Here is a 19,650-nt window from a genome sequence, read left to right on the forward strand (position 1 = left end):
CAAGTAAGGAAGTATTGTCTCTTAAGGCTATGGAAGCCTTTGAGAAGGTAGCAGATGGTAAGGCTACCAAGATAATCATTCCATCGGAGCTTCAGTCTGTGGCTAATATAGCTACAGCATTTACAGCTGTAAGTAAGGGTAGTATAAAAGAGTAGTGGTGATAGAAAAAGATAGAAGTTAGGGCAAAAGTAGATACTGAGTAACCAGCCTCTTGATTAATGCAGAAGTTAACCCATTAGCAATATCAAAGCGTCTAGGGCATGCTAAAGTAGATATGACGCTCAACACATACTCTCATCTTTACCCTTCTTCTAATGAGAAGTTGCTAGAGGTATTGAATCAGGTTGAGTGACAATAAAAATATTAAAAAACGATAAAAAACACCACTATGAAGGATATAAGGTAATTAAAAGTGCCTATAAATAAAGACATACAAAGATATGAAAAAAAATATTGATTCTGGTTCGACATGGAGAAATGTCATATCTTCGAACTTAAAACAGAGGAAAATCTTAGCTTAATCTAAGATAGAGAAAAGTGAATGGTAATAAAATGATAATAATTTAAAAGTCCAGGGAGATTCCCTGGACTTTTTTATGTACAATTCTTTAATTAAACCTCTAAAGGCTATTTGATCTTTACCTGGATCTCGCTGTAATACTCATCTTCATAGGAGCTGGTGTGGGCTCCCAGATGGGAGAAACCTATTACCTCCCCCGTAGGGACTAGGGACTTTTCTATAATGTAGTTATTTAGAGCCTGCATAGCAGCTTCATTTTTTAACTTGGTATCTCCTGCATACTTTAAACAAAGATATCTTCCAGGCTCAGAGATATAGATAGGGTTTGAAGAGATACCTTTTGTTTTTTTAACCTGGTATATAAGAGCATGGCAGGAATAGCTGTCCTCCCTCAGTGCCTGGAGGGAGAGAAGGGCCCCTTTAAATATAAAGGGCAGCTTGTGATAGTAAATTATCTTATCCAGTTCCAGAGCTTTTTCATAAAGTTTAGGACTGCCTATTTCAGTTATAGGGGGGAATTCAAGAACAAGATAGCTTCTTTCTGGTAGCTCCTTTATCTCTATTATCATCTCCTCCTTTTCAGGAGAAACCTCCCTCAGAGAGTTTAACCTACTATCTACCGATTCTTTTAATTTATTTAAACGTACAATTTCATCCTCTAACTTCATGGAGGCTTCAGAAAATAGTTTAATTAGCTTTTCCCTGGAGAGAGCTTTACTCATTTCTTTCAGTGGTATGCCAGAACTTTTTAGAGACAGAAGGGCATATCCCTCCTTTAGCTGACTTCTATTATAGTATCTGTATCCTGTGAGGGGGTCCTTGTAGGCAGGCTTAAAGATCCCAAGGGATTCATAGTGTCTCAGGGTCTTGGTAGAAGTATTTAAAATCTTGGCAAACTCTCCTATCTTCATAAAATCTTTCATAAAATCACCTCTTAAAGGTATTTTAACATAAAATTCAAAAAAACTCTTCAACTTTAACCTAGGGTAAAGTTTAGAATGAAAATATAAAAGATTAGGAGGAGATATCGATGGAGAAAAATCACTGGTTTTATACAAGGATCATCAAGGATGAGGTAACAAATGAAAATATTGAAGTGGGAGAGGGGACCTATTACTCAGCCTACTATCAGGGAGGTAAAAAATTTGAGGAATTTAACGTTAGGTACCTCTATGGAAGAGAGGAGGATAGGGAACTGGCAACACTTTTGTGGGAACCTGATAAACTAAGGATAGGGAAGTACTGCAGTATTGCAAGCGGAGCTGTATTTCTCCTTGGAGGAAACCACACCCACAGAATGGACTGGGTAACGGTATATCCCTTTAAGGGGACATCAAAAAAAGCATATGAATCCAAGGGAGACACTGTAGTAGGTAATGATGTATGGATAGGTATGGAAGCTATGGTAATGCCTGGAGTTAAGATAGGAGATGGTGCTGTGGTAGCAGCGAGAAGTGTTGTTACAAAGGATATACCTCCATATACCGTTGTGGGAGGAAATCCAGCTAAGGTTATAAAGGAGAGATATACTCTAGAGGAAGTCTCTATCCTTCAAAGAGTATCCTGGTGGAACTGGAAGGAGGAAGATATTGAGAGGGGGATGGAGATCCTTCAGAGCAGAGATCTAAAGAAGTTAGAGAAATTTTATGAGAATGAAATACTGGGAGGATTAAGGGATGAAAAGTGCTGATCTTCTGGGAGAGATACCTATTCCTAAACTGCTAAAAAAACTATCAATCCCTGCTATAACAGCAATGTTGGTTAATGCCATATATAATATTGTAGACACATTTTTTGTGGGACTTTTAGGGGATTCGGGGGCTATAGGAGCTGTGACGATATCCTTTCCATTATTTTTTATAGTAGCTGCTATAGGGCAGACATTTGGTATTGGAGGAGGAGCATATATCTCCAGGCTACTGGGTGAAGGAAGGGAGAGGTATGCAGAGAAGGTTCTAGTTGTTGCAACGGTTACTTCTATTATAATAGGGATAATTTTAAGTTTTACTGGGACAGTTTTTTTAGAGGATATTGTAAGGGCTCTTGGAGCCTCACCTACTATAATGGCTCATGGGACCAACTACATGAAATATATAGTTATAGGGGCACCCTTTGCCATCACAGGCATGGCACTGAATAACTTTATAAGGGCCGAGGGTAGCACAAGGTATAGTATGATTGCAATAATTCTCGGAGTTTCAATAAATATGGCTTTGGACCCATTATTTATGTTTGTCTTTAAAATGGGAGTTGCAGGGGCTGCAGTAGCCACTCTTATCTCTCAAATATTTTCCACTGTATTTCTATTTAATTACTATTGGAGCTGTAAGGGTAAATTAGTTTTTTCTCTGTGGAATTTTTACATTAATAGAGAGATATACAGTAAAATTTTGAAGGTGGGATTACCCTCATTTATCAGGCAGTGTCTGGGTGGAGTGGCCCTGGCTTTTATCAATGGGGCATGCAGCCCCTATGGAGATGAAGCAGTAGCAGCCTTTGGCATTGTTTGCAGGATGCTGTCCCTGGGAACATTTGTACTCTTTGGAATAGCCCAGGCCTTTCAGCCTATAGTTGCCTATAACTTCGGTGCCAGGAATTACCACCGGGTAAGGGAAGCTTTATTTTATACCATAAAGATAGCTAATCTTTTTTCACTGGGTTTATCTGTATTATTTATTTCATTTGCCCGACCTATTTTGGAGGTCTTCAGCACCGATCCAGGGGTAGTTGGTATAGGAGTTAAAATACTTAAGGGAGTTATGATAGTATTTGCAGCAAATAGCTTTCAAATTATTATAACTACACTTTTTCAGGCTTTGGGAAGGGCGAGGGAGGCTTTTATTCTCTCTATTTCCAGGCAGGGGATATTTCTTGCCCCTTGCATTATAATCCTCCCAAGGTTACTTGGGTTTTACGGGGTAATTTATAGCCAGGTTGTTGCAGATCTCTTAGCCCTTATCTTTACTGGGGTTATTTTTTGGAAGGCTAAAGGCAACCTTAACAGGGAGGAAAAGTCACAGATAGTAAGGGCTTAAGAAGAATTTTTTTAAGTTTAAAACAGAATTTCTACAGAAAGGGCTGCTGCAGAATCAGAGAGTACTCTCAATAGTGCAGCAGCCCTTTTTTCTATGAAGAGCAGCCTATAATAAACCCTCCAATATATCGGATATTATATTTTCATATCTGCACACAATTAAAAATGCAAGGGGTGTGAGGAGTAGAAACCTGTCCTGCACCTCTATATACCCCTTTTCTACTAGCCTATTAACTCTTCTGCTGACCACTCCCCTGTCTAACCTACACTCATCTCTAAGAGTCATCTGCTTAACAAACTTATTTGATTTTATATAGGACAATATAACTATATCCTTCCTCGTGAGCCCCCTGCTCTCCTTAGCTTCATCAAATACATGTTTTTCCAGTTTTAACAGTAAATTTATATCCATAATCCTCCTTTCTTCCCCTAGGTAAACAACCACTCCTATTATGATTGGCTAATATATCATGGGATCATTAAAAAACTATTAACCTTTCTTTATATTTTATAAATTTAGGAAAAGATAAAGTTAGGGTGCCTACTCTAGGGGAAGTTATGGTGAAACCATAAAATGATCCTCCTCCTGCCCTTTAATATATAGCTTCTATCAGCAAGGAGAAGGATCTTAAGGCAGAGGTTGCCCATATGGATTAAATGTTTTTAAAAGTTGTAGCTGTAAACTGCACCAAGCCTTCCCTCAAAGCCAGAATACATCTTTCTGTTTGTTCTGGTATCGTAGCCATATACATAGCCAGCTCCAATATAAGCAGAGATATTCATATCGTCTGCAAGCCTGTAGGTTCTCTGAATCTTGGGCATAAAGATTAATTCAGCCTGGTTGTGATCATCCACCTGTCTGCTACCCTTCTCCCAGAGACTAACCTCACCCCAGGCAGTGAATTCTGTGTTTAGATTATAGCCAGCTGCAAGGGTATAGTTGTGCTCTAGGGTATAGTAGTAATCCCATTCTCCATAGTTCCTTGACTCTCCTACCTCCTGCCTCAGGTAGAGGGTGTTATCCAGAGAGAGAGACCATGAATCGGTGAAGCTATGATCTATCCTGGTGCTGATATAGTGTCTGTGCTGGTTGGATCTCTGAATACCGTCATCATAGTCATAATCTCTAAACTGATAGTAGTAGTTTAAATCTAGGTGAGTTTTGTGGGAGAGGTCGGTATTCATGTTGGCATTGGCTAAAAATCTATTTGATGAGAATCCCAGGTATTGATATTCTCCGTCCTTCTCTATACTGGATTCCCTGTAGTTCCTTCCTCCGATCCATATACTGGAATCCCACCGATAACCTCCCAGGGCAAACTGTTCAAAGGTTCTTATGAGTCTGGCTGTATGATTGATATACTGCCCGCTGTCCTTATCGCTTCCCCTACCATATCTTTCATTGTTATTGATATAGTCATATGAATACTTATAGTCCATGGCCCACTTCTCATTGAAGGCGTAACCGATGCTTGTAAAGAAGGAGGTGACATCCCCATCTTCAAAGAGGTCATCTGCCCCAGGGTATCCGTCGTTATAGACTCTTCCAGTCTGTCTTCCCTGCTGCCTTTCCAGGTGGTGAATACCTGTCTTAAGGGTCCACCTTTTCTCATCCCCTGCTGAGCCTTCCTCTTCTGCAAAGGTGGCACTTCCTGTTATTAATAGGATAACTGTTAGTAGTGTTACTTTTTTTCTCATATAATACTCTCCTTTTGATCTATGTTGGTATAACCTACCACCTGCAAAGTGGTAGATTTTATAAATCTCTTTATAGCAGGCAACTTTTAAAATTTAGCAATATCTCAATGGGGTTTGGTCTTCAATGGATATATAGCTGGTCAAAACTACCAATAATCATCTAATGGTTTTACCCAGGAAGTGAAACTTTGTAGGCCTACTTTTGCTCAAAAAAATTCAAGAAAGGCATCGAGTTCTTTTTTATTTTGCAATTCTCATTGCCAACTTCTAAGGACAAGTGTCGCGATTGTATTTTATTTTAAAGATGTTGTATATGGAAAGGGGCTTTACTGTATCAATCCTTCAACTGAAAGGAGATAAAATTTGTGCAGACATAGGATGATTCTATTAGGTTATCGAAGTGTGATTTAGAAAAGATCTTGAGGGCGACAAGTGTCCTTCGTATCCTAGTCTCTAAGAGTATAATGAGCCTATCTTAGTACTGATCTATTATATGAAAAAGGAGGTTGTGATTATGAAAAACCTGATTTTAACTGGATTACTGTTGGTAAGTGTTGCCTCTCTGGGAAGGGACTATGAGTACAGGGGAAGAAGGGAGCTGGAAGAAGTAGGAAGGGAGAATAGAGAGTATCAGGAACGGATGAGCAAGTTAACCCCAGAGGAGTACAGCATAGCTAGGGAAAAGCTTGAAAGTGAAAGGGAGGAAAATATAAAAAAATATTCAGACTTCCACAGGGAACTGGATGATATGGACAGGGGCTCTGAAAACAAATAGGAAAGGGATCTAAGCTATGGCAGTTATCTCTAAGAGAGGCACTCTGACGAGTGTCTCTTTTAGTGGTGGAAAAAGTTTGTCACCCTTTAGGATAGAGGAAGCTCTCTCTTTAAGTATGAAAATTGTAAAGGTAGGAAGGAACTTATTCTGTAATCCTTCAACTTTCGATCAAAAGAATATAGATGATCAAATTAAAGTTCTTATTTTTTAAACCATTTACAGGATCTTGACGTCTATATCTTGACAGATATATTTAATAGAGGAGGAGTTGGAAGTGATTGGAGAGGCATTAAGGGAGCTTGGCTTGGTGGAGTTAATAGGAACTTCCTTTGAAAGGTTTGTTAAGATCTATAGGTTAGAGAGGGAAGATATAATCTTCAACGATGAGATAAAGAGAAACGGTTCCATATACATTGCTGAGGGGCGTGTTCAGCGTATAATATATACAAAGGAGGGGGGAGAGTTTTATATCAACCATACAAGAGGAGATATTGCAGGGATCAACCTGTCTTTAATAAAAAAGTATGAGGAGTATGAGAGAAGTGTACTTGAGATAGATATGGATATAGTTGCAAAAACAGATTCAATTATCCTGTTCTTCCCCTTTGAGAGAGTAGATGAGCTGAACTTAGAGTCCAGTATAAAGGCTAAAGTGTTGGATAAGATAGTTCACTTAAGTTTGAGGAGCCACTACAAGATGTCCCAGTACTTTCTATCCAAGAGTATCTGTTCAACGGAGGAGTTTGTAATAAGATCTCTGGAACGGGATGAAATCAGAAATATTAACAGCAGCAGGGAGAGGGCTGAAATATTAAACTTAAACCAGAGAAGCCTCCAAAGGGCTCTAAAGAAGTTATATGAAGGGGGATTTATTGAGTATAGGGAGGGATGCGTGGTATTGAAGGATAGAGAGGGATTAGAGGAGTATAAGAAAAAATTTACTCATTGATCATAGAAGAGAGAGTCTCTGAAGAACTCTACTCACACTTTGAAGAAAGATAAGGGTCTGCAGAGTACAAGTTTTAAGTTTTTACAGGAGACGGGGAAGTTAAAGCAGGTAATGGAAGGCTTTCACAGTAGTTAACTAATTTAACTATTGTGTTATATCCTGATATTTAATATAGTATACTCCTAGCTGTTCAACTATACAGTTAAAGTAAATCCCCCCAAATCCTTCATTGAAGGTAAAAAAGAGGTGCCCCCACCTCTTTTTTTAATTAAAAATTGCTGTTAAGAATATATAATGGTAGGGGATAGTTCTCCGGTTTGGCTACCTACAGGTGTTATCTGTAAGATAGGTATTTTATGCTACTTACCTGAATCGAAATACCAGACATGAAAGCTTGATTTTAACTCTAGACCTAACTTTTCAGCCAGCTTCATAGAAGCAACATTGTCACCGGTACAATACCAACAAGGACGTTTATCAATACTCTTGCAGATTTTCACCATCCTCTGTCCAAGCTCAAAGCCAATTCCCTGCCTCTGATATGATTCTTCTACTTCAATACTAAATTCAATGGAACTTTTTGTTGCATGTTCCGATATGCAGTAACCTATTATTTGCTTATTATTTTCATTGATTGCAACAAGGCCTTCTCCATATACCTTGAATACCTCATAGGAGGTCCAAGTTGATTCAATAACTTCTCTGAGTTTTTCAAATCCCATATATGAGTTAATGTCTGTAAAATATTTGATTTCTTTTACCGGAATATTTCCAAGGGATTGTCCACTTCTTAAAAAATTATCAGTAGTATAAAAGAGGACCTTCAGTTTACTATATTCATCTGAAGGAATAATCTGAGCAACTTGATTATCATACTTTTTATCAATATAAATTACAAATTCAGTTGATCCGCGGGTGTTATTCTTAAGTGCATCAACTATAATGTCACGCACGTATTTTAAAAACCGGTCATTTGAAAGGGATACATAGAAACCATCAAATTCATTCCAAATAACCAGAGCTTCTGGTTTCTTTAAGTTATTAATATAAAGCTGACCCTTGGAGCCTCCCCTGAGAATTGCTTCAATGGCTATTACGTCTGAAAAATGAATAAAATCTTTAAGGTGATTTTTAAATTCTCTTGTTTTTACTTCTAACATCGTCCCTATTCCCTTCTTTTTTCTGCACGGATTATATCTACAATTCATCCCCTATAATCGAAGGGAGTAAAAAATTGCTTGAATGAGCAAAGGTGCAGTGGTGAAGTAGCAGCTCAATATTTATTCCAACAGAAATAAAGCTTACTGATCCTTAAAACCTTCATACCTTTTCTTCAGCATCTCTGTTTTGATCTGAGATTCCAGCAGGGCGATCTCATCGTTGATCTTTTGGACCCTCTCCCAGTCTGGCTCATCCTTTAGTAGTTCAGCATCTAATTCAAGCTGCTTTTTACTTATATCCAGTCCATATTTACTATACAATCTCAGCTTCTCTTCCCTGACCTTAATATAGTTCTTCCACTCCTCAGAGGTTATATCCATATGCATATATTCATCTCCGTAGCGGCCATACCCCATCATGTGACCCCTGTAATATCCAGGCCTGATCATTGGGTTTCCATAATAGTTGTATCCGCCGTAAAAAAATCTTCTCATACCGGTAAAGAGCAGGAGCAGTAACAAGATTGAGCCTCCTAGAATAGTTAAAGTTTTTTTCATGGGCTATCTCCCTCCAATTCATACAAAGGTAACTATATCTATATTGTTCTATAGTGAATAAAATAATCCTATAAAATCTATTTAAATATAAGAAATAGCCAGGCAAAATCCCGGCTATTTTATGCTAGTCTTTAAAGTATTTCAGCAAGCCAATCATTTTAAAGGACAATTGCAGAAGGGTAGGTTTTTAACCGATTCTTATAGAAAATTCCCTGTACTGATCTCCATTCATGAGAAACCAGTTCTCAGCCCTGTACTCCCGGTCTCCTCTTTCAGATGCTTCAAAGAGACATACGGCGTTTCTATAGGAGAGCCTTGCATATCTAATATCTTTAAGGTAAATAAGAACTTCTCCCCTCTCGCTTTCTATTACAATTTTTTCTCCGATGCTTAGTATCCTGCACTTAGAGTAGGTATGGGAGCCTCTATTGCTCAGGATGATGAGTTTTTCGAAGCCCACTTCCTTCAGGGCACAGAATACCTTATTTAATGTGTCGCTGCTTTTATCTATCCCTTGTAATTTATTCATTCTCTCTCTCCATGATATATTTCTCATTCTTTATTTCAATATCTCCAAGGTAAGCCAGTAAAGGAGATTTTACTAAATGCGTCAAATGTCGCAAACCTTTCAGAGAAAAGTGGTAGGATCTGAAGGTTAAATAGAAGTTGGAGGTATACAATGAGAGTTTTAATAATGTCCCTTGGGATGCTTATTTTATCCGGATGCGCCCTGGTGAAGCTTCCAGTAAAAGCAGCAACTACAGCGGTAGATGTTGCCCTTACTGGGGTGGATATAGTAACAGATGTGGCCGGGAAGGCGGTGGATGTAGCAACTGATTAGAGGGAAATAAGTTAAAAGCAGGTTTACACTGCTTTTTTTATTCTAAAGTTTTTTAGTTACTCATCTATAGATGGAAATTTTTAATCCTCGGCATCCTTTGCCTCTAGGAGGGTCAGTATATCCCTCTCAGCCTTCTCCTCAAAGGTTTCTCCAGGAAAGATTACTCCCTCCAAACAAAAGTTTCCTCTATAGAAGATTTCAAAGGTGTCCTTTCCCTCCTGCCACTGGGCCTTGTAACCCTCTACCTTCTCATATTTATCAAAGATTTTCACTTTTCTCTACACCTCCTTCCACACCTCTATAAATAACCCCTTAAATTCCCTATAGAAATAATAATCTCTTCCAATTAACTTTTTCTTAATTATTGAAAATCGGATGGGTCTATTCCTATATAGGTCCATAGGTGAAAAAACTTATAAAGTATTCATTGTTCTTGAAAGAAAATGAGAGAGTAAGTGTATATTATAGATATGAGGCATTACAGATGACAAGGAAATTAAAAAGATACTTTACATCTACCGAAAGCTGAAACAGTTATAGGTGGGAGGGGGATAAAAAATGAAAAATGCTACCTTAAGGATAATCTTAATGATATTTTTTATGTTTGCTGGAACGATAGCAGCTACGGGAAGGGAGATCAATGGTGTTTCAGAAGAAGGTGTAAGGGATGGAGGATTAATTAAGGATAAAAACCTCAGGAGTGTAATCTGGGAGGAGATAGACCGGCAGTCGGGTTATCAGTTTTCAACTATAGATAATCTTAGGATAGATGAGATGAGAAAGATAGTTTCCCTCGATGCCCAGGGGAGGGGGATAGAGAGCCTTGAGGGTATAGAGGAACTAGTGAACCTCACCACCCTAAACCTTCAGGGAAACAGAATAGATTCCCTAGAGGGGATAGACCTTTCCAAGCTAGGTAAGCTGGAGGTCCTTGTTCTTGGGGATAATGAGATCAAGGATCTGAAGGAAGTGGAGTTTATTAGCCTTAAGAGGCTGACCCATCTGGACCTCAGCGGGAATGGAATAGAGAGTTTAGAGGGGATAAAGTTTCCAGACAACCTTACGGTTCTGCACCTTGAGAACAACAGGATAAGCAGCCTCATAGACGCAGACTTCAGGTATCTGGATCAACTGGGAAGGATTGATTTCACTGAAAATGAGATAGAGACCTTAGAGGGGATAGATTTCAGTAACCTGGAGAGCCTTACCCACCTTTACTTCAATAACAATAAGATAACCAGCCTAGAGAGGGTGAAGTTTCCCCATAGTCTGAAGGAACTGAGGCTGGACAACAATCAGATAGATACAATGTCGGGATTTAAGGAAGCTTTCTCTGAACTGGAGCTGAAGAATGTCCTCATTGTGGGGATGCATGCCAATCCAGTTACAAGGAGCAGGGAGTATGAGAGTGTAGTGGATGAGATAAAATCTACTAACTGGTATGTTGAGTTTATAGATTAAATAGTTTTAGATGTTAATAAAGTTCAATAAAAAGTTAAAAGAGAGTGCATCCTATGCACTCTCTTTTAATTTACTCCTTTTATGAAGGAGGAAGAGCTCCTAAATCCTCCTATATAGTGAGGTCCCCCACTATCCGCCTTCCATGGAACTCTGTAGCAGGAATCCTAGATCTTACAAGATCCAAATTTCCTTCTGTTACTCCTCCAGCAACAACGATCTCTATCCTCTCTCCAGCAGCTATAAGCATCTCATTGAGAATAGCCTCTCCCTCCAGTGCTGTGGGTGCTTTCCCAGAGGTGAGGATTCTTGTAACCTTCATCTCTGCCAGTTTCTCCACTTCTACAACTGGAGCCTCCACCTCATCTATGGCCTTATGGAAGGTCACCTCCATCCCACTGCACTCTCCAAGGAGCCTTTTTAGGAGGGGATAGTCGATCTTTTTATCTTTTGTGAGAACTCCCAAAACAACTCCCCCTACTCCCATACTCCTGAAGAGCCTGATATTCTCTATCATGATCTCCACCTCCTGGGAGGAATAGCAGAAATCTCCTCCCCTGGGCCTTACCATAACCAGGACAGGAATCCTTATCTCTTCCAGTGCCTTTTTAACTGTTCCATAGGAGGGGGTGGTCCCTCCCTGGAAAAGGTTATCACAGAGCTCAATCCTCCCAGCCCCAGCCTCCTCTGCTCTCTTGGCTTCTATATAGCTCCCCACACAGGCTTCCCTTATCATCTTAATCCTCCCTATTTAAATACCTTTGCTCTGTTATAATATAAATTATCTTCACAGCTTTTCAAGGTTCTGAGGGCCTATCCCAGTATATTAACCCCCAGTGTCAATGATAACTATAAGTGGATTATAGGTGAAATAGCCTGAGAGATCAAGGTAAGTTTTTTCTTAATAAGCTGACCTTCTACAGACAAAAAAAGTGCCGGCATGATGCCGGCAGCTTTATATTTATATGTTGTGATGGTGCTTCTTGTAATCTGGGTGGTGCTTATATCCTCCAGCCCAGAAGTCTGCATTTTTTACTCCGAGTTTCGTAGAATCGTACTGAGGATCGATACCCTTGTCCATCTGTTCCTCATAGTCCTTGAGGCTCTGGAGAGCCGGCTTTCGAAGGAGAATGATAGCTATGATATTCAACCATGCCATGAGTCCAACTCCTACGTCACCCATAGCCCATGCAAGGGAAGCTGTTCTTACAGCACCGTAGTAGATAGCACCTAGAAGGGCAAACCTCATGAAGTTGATAACGATCTTATGGTGGTGCCCCGCTTTAAACAGGTAGAGGATACATGTCTCAGCATAGTAGTAGTAAGCCATCAGGGTTGTAAAGGCAAAGAGGAAGAGGGCAATGGCCACAAATTTACTACCAAAACCAGGCATGAGGGAGTCCACTGCCATCTGAGTGTATGCAGGTCCATACTCTACTCCTGGAATATTTTCAACGATGAAGTTACCGGCCTTATCCTGAACGTTGTATGCTCCTGTAAGGAGGATCATAAACCCTGTAGCACTACACACAAAGAGGGTGTCCACATATACTGAGAAGGCCTGAACCAGACCCTGCTTAGCTGGATGAGAAACCTCAGCAGCACCGGCTGCCATTGGACCAGTACCCTGTCCAGCTTCGTTGGAGTAGATACCACGCTTAACACCCCATGAAATAGCCATACCCAATATACCACCAAAGGCTGCATCTACACCAAAGGCACTCTTGAAGATAAGAGCGATAACAGCTGGAAGCTGGTTAATATTGATGACGATTATAACAAGGGCAAGAAGAATATAGGCACCTGCCATAAATGGAACTAAGATCTCAGCCGCCTTACCCATACGGTGAACTCCACCGAAGATAATGGTAGCTAGAAGAACAACGATAACAGCTCCTGTAATATACGGGCTGATACCAAAGGCTGTATTTACACTGGTAGCAATACTATTGGACTGAACTCCCGGAAGGAAGAATCCCATTGCCACTACCGAGGAGATAGCAAAGAGTACAGCGTACCACTTCATCCCCAGTCCCTTTTCAATGTAGTAGGATGGTCCCCCACGATAGAGACTGTCTATCTCTACCTTGTATATCTGAGCCAGAGCAGCTTCCACAAAGGCTGAACCTGCTCCCAGGAATGCAATGGTCCACATCCAGAAGAGAGCTCCAGGACCACCTAGAGCAATGGCTGTTGCTACTCCTGCAATATTACCAGTACCTACCCGCCCTGAAACTGCAAGGGCAAAGGCTTGGAATGAGGAAACCCCTTGTTCCGATTCCTGTCCACCAAATAGAAGTTTGACCATGTCCTTCAGGTGTCGGACCTGCATAAACCGCGTGGCAAAGGTAAAGTAAAGTCCCGTTGCCAGAAGCAGATAAACCAGCACCGGGCTCCAGATAAGGTTGTTAAGAAAACCAATAAACTGACCCATAAAATACCCTCCTTAATTTCAAATATAGTGTTTTTATCTTCCGTGTGTACTTACCATACACTTATAGCTTTACCAGCTATAACAATGGAACGAAATAGAGTGGATCTCTTAGGTGTTGTTCAGTTATCAAATGTTCTGTGCTCCACAATACAACTATACCAGCATTTAGGAAATTTCTTTTTTTTAAATTATTTTGAGGTATTTATATGAGCCCTTAAAATTAATCTCGCCTATGGAGGGGCTTTAGGGTTTCAGGGAAGAAGATAATGGAGCCTAGGGTTTTCAAGTTGAAAAGCGCATGGGGACACTCAGGCAAGAAACCATATAGCGGATATTTGTCGGAAGATAAACTTAAATTTTATGTAGGAGTGAGAGTTGATTTGTGGTAATTAAAGGTAAGGGGAGGTTGTGCAGGTGAGGAAGTTCATATCTGGTGGGGATCGAAGATTTGAGTAAACTATACTTTTTATATGATAGAGAATGGATAAAAGGAGGAGTAACTATGACGAAACCGCAAAATTCTAAAAACTGGGATGTTACTGTGGGGAATCACCATGAGCAATGGAACAGGGACGATGAGGGAGGCAAGGACAATCAAAAGTTTATCCACTGTGAAAGTCAGGAGAAGATCATAGTTCACTATGCTGGGGATAAGGTGTATATCGAGAGATATAAGCCTGGAGATCTCACCTTCTACCACGGAACCATCTCGGTAAATGGTCGTTCCATCTCGGGTATATATCTAACAGCCACCGGACCTGTGAGGGAGGGGAAGTGGCATGCACAGATGAATTTTCAGTAAAGACTTAGGAGTGTTATAGAAAGTCAAGAAAACCGGAGGGACACCTCCGGCTTTTTTAATTTATTATGGAAATTAAATTGTTATTCTTAACCCCTTAACCTATTAGTAGGGGTGAGATCTCTTGTCGATATAGTGGAGAAGGAGGTTGTCGGTTGACTTCAGACGTCTTGAGAGCTCCCTGGCGATATTCAGGATAAGCAGGGTAAATATATTGCTGTCCGTCTTATAGAGGTCCAGGAGCGACTTCTTTGGAATTACAGCCAGATCCACATCCCCTATGGCCACTGCCGAGAGGGTATGGGGCTGGATACCGATAACTGAATCCTCACCGATACAGTTTCCAGGACCAAACTCAAAGAGCTGATAGTTATTTCCCTCTATCTCATGGAGCATCCTTACATTCCCCTTGATTATTATATAGATATGGGTAGGAGCATCTCCCTGCCTGAAGACATAGTCCAGGTTTTTATAACTCACTCTCTGAAGAAGCCTGAAGATCTTATAGAGCTGAGTGTCGTTTAGGCCTCCGAAGATGGAGATCTTACTCAGAATAGGGACTATAGTTTCTACATCGTAGAGGGGAGCTAGAGTTTTCATGGGACACCTCCTTATTAACAGCTATATATATCATTCAACCACATCCTGTTCTTTCCTTCTTTAGATGCAGTGTATAGAGGATCTACCTTAGAAGAAGTAGTTTAAACCAGTTTCCTCCTCAAAGACCTTAGCCTCCTCCTTTAGGTATTTCTCCCTGATCTCGTCAAAGGTTCCATCGCCCTTGGCTCTCTGGATAAAGTTATTTATCTTTTCCAGAAGCTGGGTATTTCCCTTCTGAACAGCCACTCCCCATCCTCCTACTCCAGGAAGGGGATCCATAATTACCCTTGTTGTATCTGGATACTTCTTGTGTCTTCTTACCACCGACTGAGGATCATAGATAAAGACATCCACCTTTCCCTGAGCTACCTCCATAACAGCCTGACTCTCCTTATCAAAGAGTTTAACCTCAGCTTTATGAGCATTTTTAGCAGCCCACAGGTAACCGATAGTTCCAGTTCTCACTGCAATCTTAACATCTGAGTTATTAAGATCCTCTGGAGATTTTACAGAAGAATCCTTGTATGCAAGGAGTACAAGGGGTGAAAATGCATAGGGATCTGAGAAATCCACCTTTCTGGCTCTGCTCTCATTTATCCCCATGGATGAGATTATGGCATCTATCTTTCCAGAGAGAAGGGCGGGAATAAGGCCAGAATAGGAGATATTTTCTATCCGAAGATCCTGTCCTAGTTCCTCGCTGAGGAGTCTTGAAAGTTCCACGCTTACACCTGAAGGGTTTCCCTGGTTATCAATTGTTTCAAAGGGTGGAAATTCAAGCTCCATTCCAACCACAAACTCCTCCCGGTCAGCAAGAGCAGTTAAAAAGACAGATAAGGTAAGTAGAATAACAAAGATTTTTTTCATAGTGTCCCCCTTTTAATTAAGTTATTAGTTAATTACCATACAAATTAATAAAAATAAATCTCTGTTTGTGAAATTTTACTTAATTATGACCTAAAAAGTATTACCCCTTAGAGGAAATAATCATCATCCATTGAAATGAACTATAGATATTTTTGAAAAGAATTGAAGAAGATGCTGAGGAGGTTTCTATGAAGAAGGATAAGGGTGAGATAGTTTTTACCAAGTATGGTCCCTATACAGTGGTGGATACAGAGATAGTAGACGAGGATAGAGGTAAGATTGAAACTCCCAGGGTAGTATCTCTTTGCAGGTGCGGAAAATCTGAAAATAAGCCATTTTGCGACGGGACTCACGGAAAGATAGGTTTTATTGGGGAGAGGGAGTCCGAGGATAAGAAGGGAACAAGGGACTATATAGGAAAGAAGATTACAGTGCACGACAACAGACATATATGCAGCAGCCATGGTACCTGTAATATGGAGGGGGTATTCCTCTCAAATACAGATCCATGGATAGTCCCAGACGGGAGCGATGACATAGAAGCTATTATCGCTATAGTAAAGAAGTGTCCCTCGGGAGCTTTGAGCTATACCCTAGAGGGGAAACATGAAGATTCCTGGACCGAGGAGCAGAAGATAATCGTTACAAGGGACGGTCCCCTTCATGTACAGGGGGATGTGGAGTTAAAGGATGACCTGGAGTCAGATAAAAACCTTGTAACTACAAACCACTATGCCCTCTGCAGGTGTGGCAGATCTAAAAATAAGCCCTTCTGCGACGGTTCCCATATAGATGTAGAGTTTAAGGGATAGCCCTTTAAAGTATGGGGATTTTAAAGAATTAAGAAGGAGCTGCCTGGGCGCAAGCTCCTTTTCTTAGATAAAAAATAAAAAAAGCCTGCTGAATTAGCAGGCTTTACTGATAAGTTAATTATCTAGGTGTTACGTTTGAAGCTTGAGGACCTTTAGCACCTTCAGTGATTTCGAAAGTTACTTCTTCGTTCTCCTCAAGAGTCTTGAATCCAGGCTTGTTGATCTCAGAGAAGTGTACGAATACGTCCTTTCCTTCCTCAGATGTGATGAATCCAAATCCTTTTTCTCCGTTGAACCATTTAACTGTTCCGTTTACCATTGTTATACCTCCATAAAATATTTTTTTCAGGATAGAAGTTCTTAATATCCATATCTAACTCTCAATGATATTTTATAAAAATATAACATACACAAAAATTAGAAACTTTATAAATCCTTTAATCCAGAACTAAATTATATCAGTTATTGGGGTCATTGTCAAACTTTTTAAAATAAACTTACTTAACTTCATGAATTTTTAGAAGATTGAGGGTGCTTTTTATCTATTGAGTCTGCAATGGGGTCAGTAAATCTTTGGGAAGGTTTAGGGAAAGCCATTGGTTTTGAATAGGGTATGAAATATATCAGAGGAGGAAAATCTGGAGCTATAGATATTCTTCTATCCCTTAGAAGGGAAGGAGGATCTGTGAGATTATAAAGGGACTAGAACCCCCATAAATAAAAAGTTGATTAAAAATATAAGGAAACACCTTTTAAATTTTTAGAAAAGGTGATATAATGTTATTTCCGTTAACGTTATACCATAAAATAAAAGGAAAAGAGCTGTCATTGGGACAGCTTTTTTTGTTTTGTGCAAAATAAGGTATTAAAAAAGCCTGCTAACTTAGCAGGCTTAAGATGTCTATTGACTATCTAGGTGTTACGTTTGAAGCTTGAGGACCTTTAGCACCTTCAGTGATTTCGAAAGTTACTTCTTCGTTCTCCTCAAGAGTCTTGAATCCAGGCTTGTTGATCTCAGAGAAGTGTACGAATATGTCCTTCCCCTCCTCAGATGTGATAAATCCGAATCCTTTTTCTCCATTGAACCACTTAACTATTCCGTTTGCCATTGTTATACCTCCATAAAATATTTTTTTCAGGATAGAAGTTCTTAATATCCATAACTAACTCTCAATGATATTTTATAAAAAATATAACATACACTAAAATTAGAAACTTTATAAATCCTTTAATCCAGAACTAAAGTATATCAGCTATGGGGAGATTTGTCAAACTTTTTGTAGATAGCTTACTTGATTTCAGTAATTTTAGTGAATTCAGAGAAGGTTTTTTGCTTGTTTGGTTTACAAGGAAACTAGGAAGCCCCTGTGAAGATTAAGGGGAAAGCCGGTGCTTTTCAAGTAAGGTGTTAAATACTTCTGAGGAGGGGTATCTTAAAGTATAGATATTTTTGAGGGTACCTTTGAAAATATAGAGGAGCTGTATGAGGATGAAAAGAGGGTGTAGCCCCCATAAATAAAAAGTTGATTGAAAATATAAGGAAATGTCTTTAAATTTTTTATAAAAGGTGATATAATATTATTTCCGTTAACGTTATACCATAAAATAAAACAGGAAGAGCTGCCATTCGGGCAGCTTTTTTTGTTTTTATCTAGAAAAAGTGTATTAAAAAAGCCTGCTAAACTAGCAGGCTTTACTGATAAGTTAATTATCTAGGTGTTACGTTTGAAGCTTGAGGACCTTTTGCACCTTCAGTAATTTCGAAAGTTACTTCTTCGTTCTCTTCAAGTGTCTTGAATCCAGGCTTGTTGATCTCAGAGAAGTGTACGAATACGTCCTTTCCTTCCTCAGATGTGATGAATCCGAATCCTTTTTCTCCATTGAACCACTTAACTATTCCGTTTGCCATTGTTATACCTCCATAAAATATTTTTTTCAGGATAGAAGTTCTTAATATCCATAACTAACTCTCAATGATATTTTATAAAAAATATAACATCTACTAAAATTAGAAACTTTATAAATCCTTTAATCCAGAACATAAGTATATCAGTTTACCTGGTAATTGTCAAACTTTTTATATGGATCTTACTAAAATTCAGTAATTTTAATGAATTCAGGAAGGTCTTTTCTTTATTGCCCCTGAAACGAGATAATAACTATTATACCTGTGTCTTTGAAGTCATAAAGAGACTCCTCTCTTATTAATTAGGAGGCCGAGGATCTGATTAACTGCCTCTTTTTATGAATGAGATCCACTCTCCATAGATCTTTTTTCCTTCATCTGCTTGAAGCCACTCCATTCCCTTATTTCTATATAGGTCCATGAAGTAATCCTTCCCGTCTCCTCCAAGGATATACCTAGAGAGGGAGCCTGAAAAGATATAGAAAGCTCTCCTTAAGTCCGCCTCTGAACTAGCCCACTTATACCTGTCATGGAGGGAGAGTACCTCCTGGAACTCCTTCCTGTCTATCATCTTTCCTGCCATCCTATGAATATCCTCTCCATAGTTTTGAGCTGAGAGATCTTTATTGTAGAGATTATTTATATAGATGGCTATCCCCTCATAGAGCCAGTTGGGGATTCCATTTTCCTGATCTCAATATTTGTCATAGCATGAACAAGCTCGTCGGTATAGGGAGATCTGTTAACCTTTACATAGGAGAGGGCTATGGTGTTTCCACCTTTGTTGGAGATATAGCTTCCCTTTACAAGGGTGATATATCTCTTCTCCTCCACCTCCTCTATGTCCAGAAACTTCATCACTCTGTAGTAGGACCTCTGCACCTTCCCAATGAATACCTTCAGCTCACCTTCTGTAAGGTAATTCCTGGGCATCACAATATTTATCTTAGGACTGTCAGCAAGGGTATATTTACCCTTGGATTTTATAGTAAATTCTTCCATAGAACCAAAGCTTAAGCTTTTTAAGATTAAAAACAGCAGAGCTATTAATACTAGTTTTCTTTTCATAACCACTCCCCAAACTAAAATTTGTGCAACAGGTTTATCTTCTTTTAATAGAGTGTTGCAAAAGTAATTCACAAAAAATTAAAAATCATATCCAATATAGAGTAATAATTGAGTTACCACACAAAATTCTACTCGAAAGGATATGACCAGTAATGTATATACCTCAAACTA

24 protein-coding genes and 1 pseudogene are annotated in these 19,650 nt (G+C 39.4%); 9 read left to right on the forward strand and 16 right to left on the reverse strand.

Annotation, left to right across the window (positions count from 1 at the left end; genetic code table 11):
- Positions 1 to 155, forward strand: a pseudogene (locus QMG11_RS19190) (SPFH domain-containing protein); the annotation flags it as partial.
- Positions 156 to 627: 472 nt separating this feature from the next.
- On the opposite strand, the gene QMG11_RS19195 reads toward QMG11_RS19190, so the two are convergent.
- The gene (locus QMG11_RS19195) at positions 628 to 1,443 is read right to left on the reverse strand and encodes a MerR family DNA-binding transcriptional regulator (RefSeq protein WP_281837941.1); all 816 of its coding nucleotides are present in this window, start codon (positions 1,441 to 1,443) and stop codon (positions 628 to 630) included.
- A gap of 107 nt (positions 1,444 to 1,550) precedes the next feature.
- Between QMG11_RS19195 and QMG11_RS19200 the strand changes: the two genes are divergently transcribed.
- Together QMG11_RS19200 and QMG11_RS19205 are read left to right on the forward strand one after the other, a co-directional pair.
- Positions 1,551 to 2,210, forward strand: coding sequence for a CatB-related O-acetyltransferase (locus tag QMG11_RS19200; protein WP_281837943.1), 660 nt, complete (start codon positions 1,551 to 1,553; stop codon positions 2,208 to 2,210).
- Positions 2,197 to 3,555 carry an MATE family efflux transporter gene (locus tag QMG11_RS19205; protein WP_281837945.1) on the forward strand — a complete coding sequence of 453 codons (1,359 nt, stop codon included), beginning with the start codon at positions 2,197 to 2,199 and terminating at the stop codon, positions 3,553 to 3,555. Before QMG11_RS19200 ends, QMG11_RS19205 begins: the two co-directional genes overlap by 14 nt.
- 105 nt (positions 3,556 to 3,660) lie before the next feature.
- On the opposite strand, the gene QMG11_RS19210 is transcribed toward QMG11_RS19205, so the two are convergent.
- Both QMG11_RS19210 and QMG11_RS19215 read right to left on the reverse strand, forming a co-directional pair.
- Positions 3,661 to 3,966, reverse strand: coding sequence for a MarR family transcriptional regulator (locus QMG11_RS19210; RefSeq protein WP_281837947.1), 306 nt, complete (start codon positions 3,964 to 3,966; stop codon positions 3,661 to 3,663).
- Between the two features lie 251 nt (positions 3,967 to 4,217).
- Positions 4,218 to 5,252 (reverse strand): hypothetical protein, encoded by a 1,035-nt coding sequence (locus QMG11_RS19215; protein ID WP_281837949.1) that lies wholly within the window; start codon positions 5,250 to 5,252, stop codon positions 4,218 to 4,220.
- Positions 5,253 to 5,766: 514 nt separating this feature from the next.
- Between QMG11_RS19215 and QMG11_RS19220 the strand changes: the two genes are divergently transcribed.
- Positions 5,767 to 6,027, forward strand: a complete 261-nt coding sequence (locus QMG11_RS19220; RefSeq protein ID WP_281837951.1) for a hypothetical protein — start codon at positions 5,767 to 5,769, stop codon at positions 6,025 to 6,027.
- Positions 6,028 to 6,301: 274 nt separating this feature from the next.
- Complete coding sequence (locus QMG11_RS19225; RefSeq protein ID WP_281837953.1) at positions 6,302 to 6,976, forward strand: Crp/Fnr family transcriptional regulator; 675 nt, start codon at positions 6,302 to 6,304, stop codon at positions 6,974 to 6,976.
- A 359-nt stretch (positions 6,977 to 7,335) separates the two neighbouring features.
- Here QMG11_RS19225 and QMG11_RS19230 read toward each other — a convergent pair whose 3' ends face one another.
- The 3 genes from QMG11_RS19230 to QMG11_RS19240 all read right to left on the reverse strand — a co-directional run bounded on the left by QMG11_RS19230 (position 7,336) and on the right by QMG11_RS19240 (position 9,223).
- Positions 7,336 to 8,136, reverse strand: coding sequence for a GNAT family N-acetyltransferase (locus QMG11_RS19230; protein ID WP_281837955.1), 801 nt, complete (start codon positions 8,134 to 8,136; stop codon positions 7,336 to 7,338).
- Positions 8,137 to 8,277: 141 nt separating this feature from the next.
- Positions 8,278 to 8,694, reverse strand: coding sequence for a hypothetical protein (locus QMG11_RS19235; protein WP_281837957.1), 417 nt, complete (start codon positions 8,692 to 8,694; stop codon positions 8,278 to 8,280).
- A 187-nt stretch (positions 8,695 to 8,881) separates the two neighbouring features.
- Positions 8,882 to 9,223, reverse strand: a complete 342-nt coding sequence (locus QMG11_RS19240) for a hypothetical protein (protein WP_281837959.1) — start codon at positions 9,221 to 9,223, stop codon at positions 8,882 to 8,884.
- Between the two features lie 150 nt (positions 9,224 to 9,373).
- Between QMG11_RS19240 and QMG11_RS19245 the strand changes: the two genes are divergently transcribed.
- Complete coding sequence (locus QMG11_RS19245; RefSeq protein WP_281837961.1) at positions 9,374 to 9,535, forward strand: hypothetical protein; 162 nt, start codon at positions 9,374 to 9,376, stop codon at positions 9,533 to 9,535.
- An 80-nt stretch (positions 9,536 to 9,615) separates the two neighbouring features.
- Here the strand turns inward: QMG11_RS19245 and QMG11_RS19250 are convergent, their stop codons facing one another.
- Positions 9,616 to 9,807 (reverse strand): hypothetical protein, encoded by a 192-nt coding sequence (locus QMG11_RS19250; RefSeq protein WP_281837963.1) that lies wholly within the window; start codon positions 9,805 to 9,807, stop codon positions 9,616 to 9,618.
- 286 nt (positions 9,808 to 10,093) lie between these two features.
- Here QMG11_RS19250 and QMG11_RS19255 point away from each other — a divergent pair, with 286 nt between their 5' ends.
- A complete protein-coding gene (locus QMG11_RS19255; RefSeq protein ID WP_281837965.1) occupies positions 10,094 to 10,996 on the forward strand; it encodes a leucine-rich repeat domain-containing protein in 903 nt (300 codons plus the stop codon).
- A gap of 109 nt (positions 10,997 to 11,105) precedes the next feature.
- On the opposite strand, the gene QMG11_RS19260 is transcribed toward QMG11_RS19255, so the two are convergent.
- Both QMG11_RS19260 and QMG11_RS19265 read right to left on the reverse strand, forming a co-directional pair.
- Positions 11,106 to 11,729, reverse strand: coding sequence for a copper homeostasis protein CutC (locus QMG11_RS19260; RefSeq protein ID WP_281837967.1), 624 nt, complete (start codon positions 11,727 to 11,729; stop codon positions 11,106 to 11,108).
- Between the two features lie 225 nt (positions 11,730 to 11,954).
- Positions 11,955 to 13,427 carry an alanine/glycine:cation symporter family protein gene (locus QMG11_RS19265; protein WP_281837969.1) on the reverse strand — a complete coding sequence of 491 codons (1,473 nt, stop codon included), beginning with the start codon at positions 13,425 to 13,427 and terminating at the stop codon, positions 11,955 to 11,957.
- Positions 13,428 to 13,929: 502 nt separating this feature from the next.
- Here QMG11_RS19265 and QMG11_RS19270 point away from each other — a divergent pair.
- Positions 13,930 to 14,229 carry a hypothetical protein gene (locus tag QMG11_RS19270; protein ID WP_281837971.1) on the forward strand — a complete coding sequence of 100 codons (300 nt, stop codon included), beginning with the start codon at positions 13,930 to 13,932 and terminating at the stop codon, positions 14,227 to 14,229.
- A gap of 102 nt (positions 14,230 to 14,331) precedes the next feature.
- On the opposite strand, the gene QMG11_RS19275 is transcribed toward QMG11_RS19270, so the two are convergent.
- Positions 14,332 to 14,826 carry a Crp/Fnr family transcriptional regulator gene (locus QMG11_RS19275; RefSeq protein ID WP_281837973.1) on the reverse strand — a complete coding sequence of 165 codons (495 nt, stop codon included), beginning with the start codon at positions 14,824 to 14,826 and terminating at the stop codon, positions 14,332 to 14,334.
- Between the two features lie 87 nt (positions 14,827 to 14,913).
- Positions 14,914 to 15,693 (reverse strand): transporter substrate-binding domain-containing protein, encoded by a 780-nt coding sequence (locus QMG11_RS19280; protein WP_281837975.1) that lies wholly within the window; start codon positions 15,691 to 15,693, stop codon positions 14,914 to 14,916.
- A 188-nt stretch (positions 15,694 to 15,881) separates the two neighbouring features.
- Here QMG11_RS19280 and QMG11_RS19285 point away from each other — a divergent pair, with 188 nt between their 5' ends.
- Positions 15,882 to 16,505, forward strand: a complete 624-nt coding sequence (locus tag QMG11_RS19285) for a CDGSH iron-sulfur domain-containing protein (protein WP_281837977.1) — start codon at positions 15,882 to 15,884, stop codon at positions 16,503 to 16,505.
- A gap of 118 nt (positions 16,506 to 16,623) precedes the next feature.
- Here QMG11_RS19285 and QMG11_RS19290 read toward each other — a convergent pair whose 3' ends face one another.
- From QMG11_RS19290 to QMG11_RS19310, 5 genes are all read right to left on the reverse strand, one after another.
- A complete protein-coding gene (locus QMG11_RS19290) occupies positions 16,624 to 16,824 on the reverse strand; it encodes a cold-shock protein (RefSeq protein WP_281837979.1) in 201 nt (66 codons plus the stop codon).
- A 589-nt stretch (positions 16,825 to 17,413) separates the two neighbouring features.
- A complete protein-coding gene (locus QMG11_RS19295; RefSeq protein ID WP_281837980.1) occupies positions 17,414 to 17,614 on the reverse strand; it encodes a cold-shock protein in 201 nt (66 codons plus the stop codon).
- Positions 17,615 to 18,213: 599 nt separating this feature from the next.
- Entirely contained in the window at positions 18,214 to 18,414 is a 201-nt protein-coding gene (locus tag QMG11_RS19300) for a cold-shock protein (RefSeq protein ID WP_281837982.1), read from the reverse strand.
- 319 nt (positions 18,415 to 18,733) lie between these two features.
- A complete protein-coding gene (locus QMG11_RS19305) occupies positions 18,734 to 18,994 on the reverse strand; it encodes a hypothetical protein (RefSeq protein WP_281837984.1) in 261 nt (86 codons plus the stop codon).
- A 68-nt stretch (positions 18,995 to 19,062) separates the two neighbouring features.
- A complete protein-coding gene (locus QMG11_RS19310; protein WP_281837985.1) occupies positions 19,063 to 19,479 on the reverse strand; it encodes a hypothetical protein in 417 nt (138 codons plus the stop codon).
- Between the last annotated feature and the right edge of the window lie 171 nt (positions 19,480 to 19,650).

It is taken from the genome of Propionigenium maris DSM 9537, from assembly GCF_027925155.1.
Lineage (GTDB): Bacteria > Fusobacteriota > Fusobacteriia > Fusobacteriales > Fusobacteriaceae > Propionigenium > Propionigenium maris.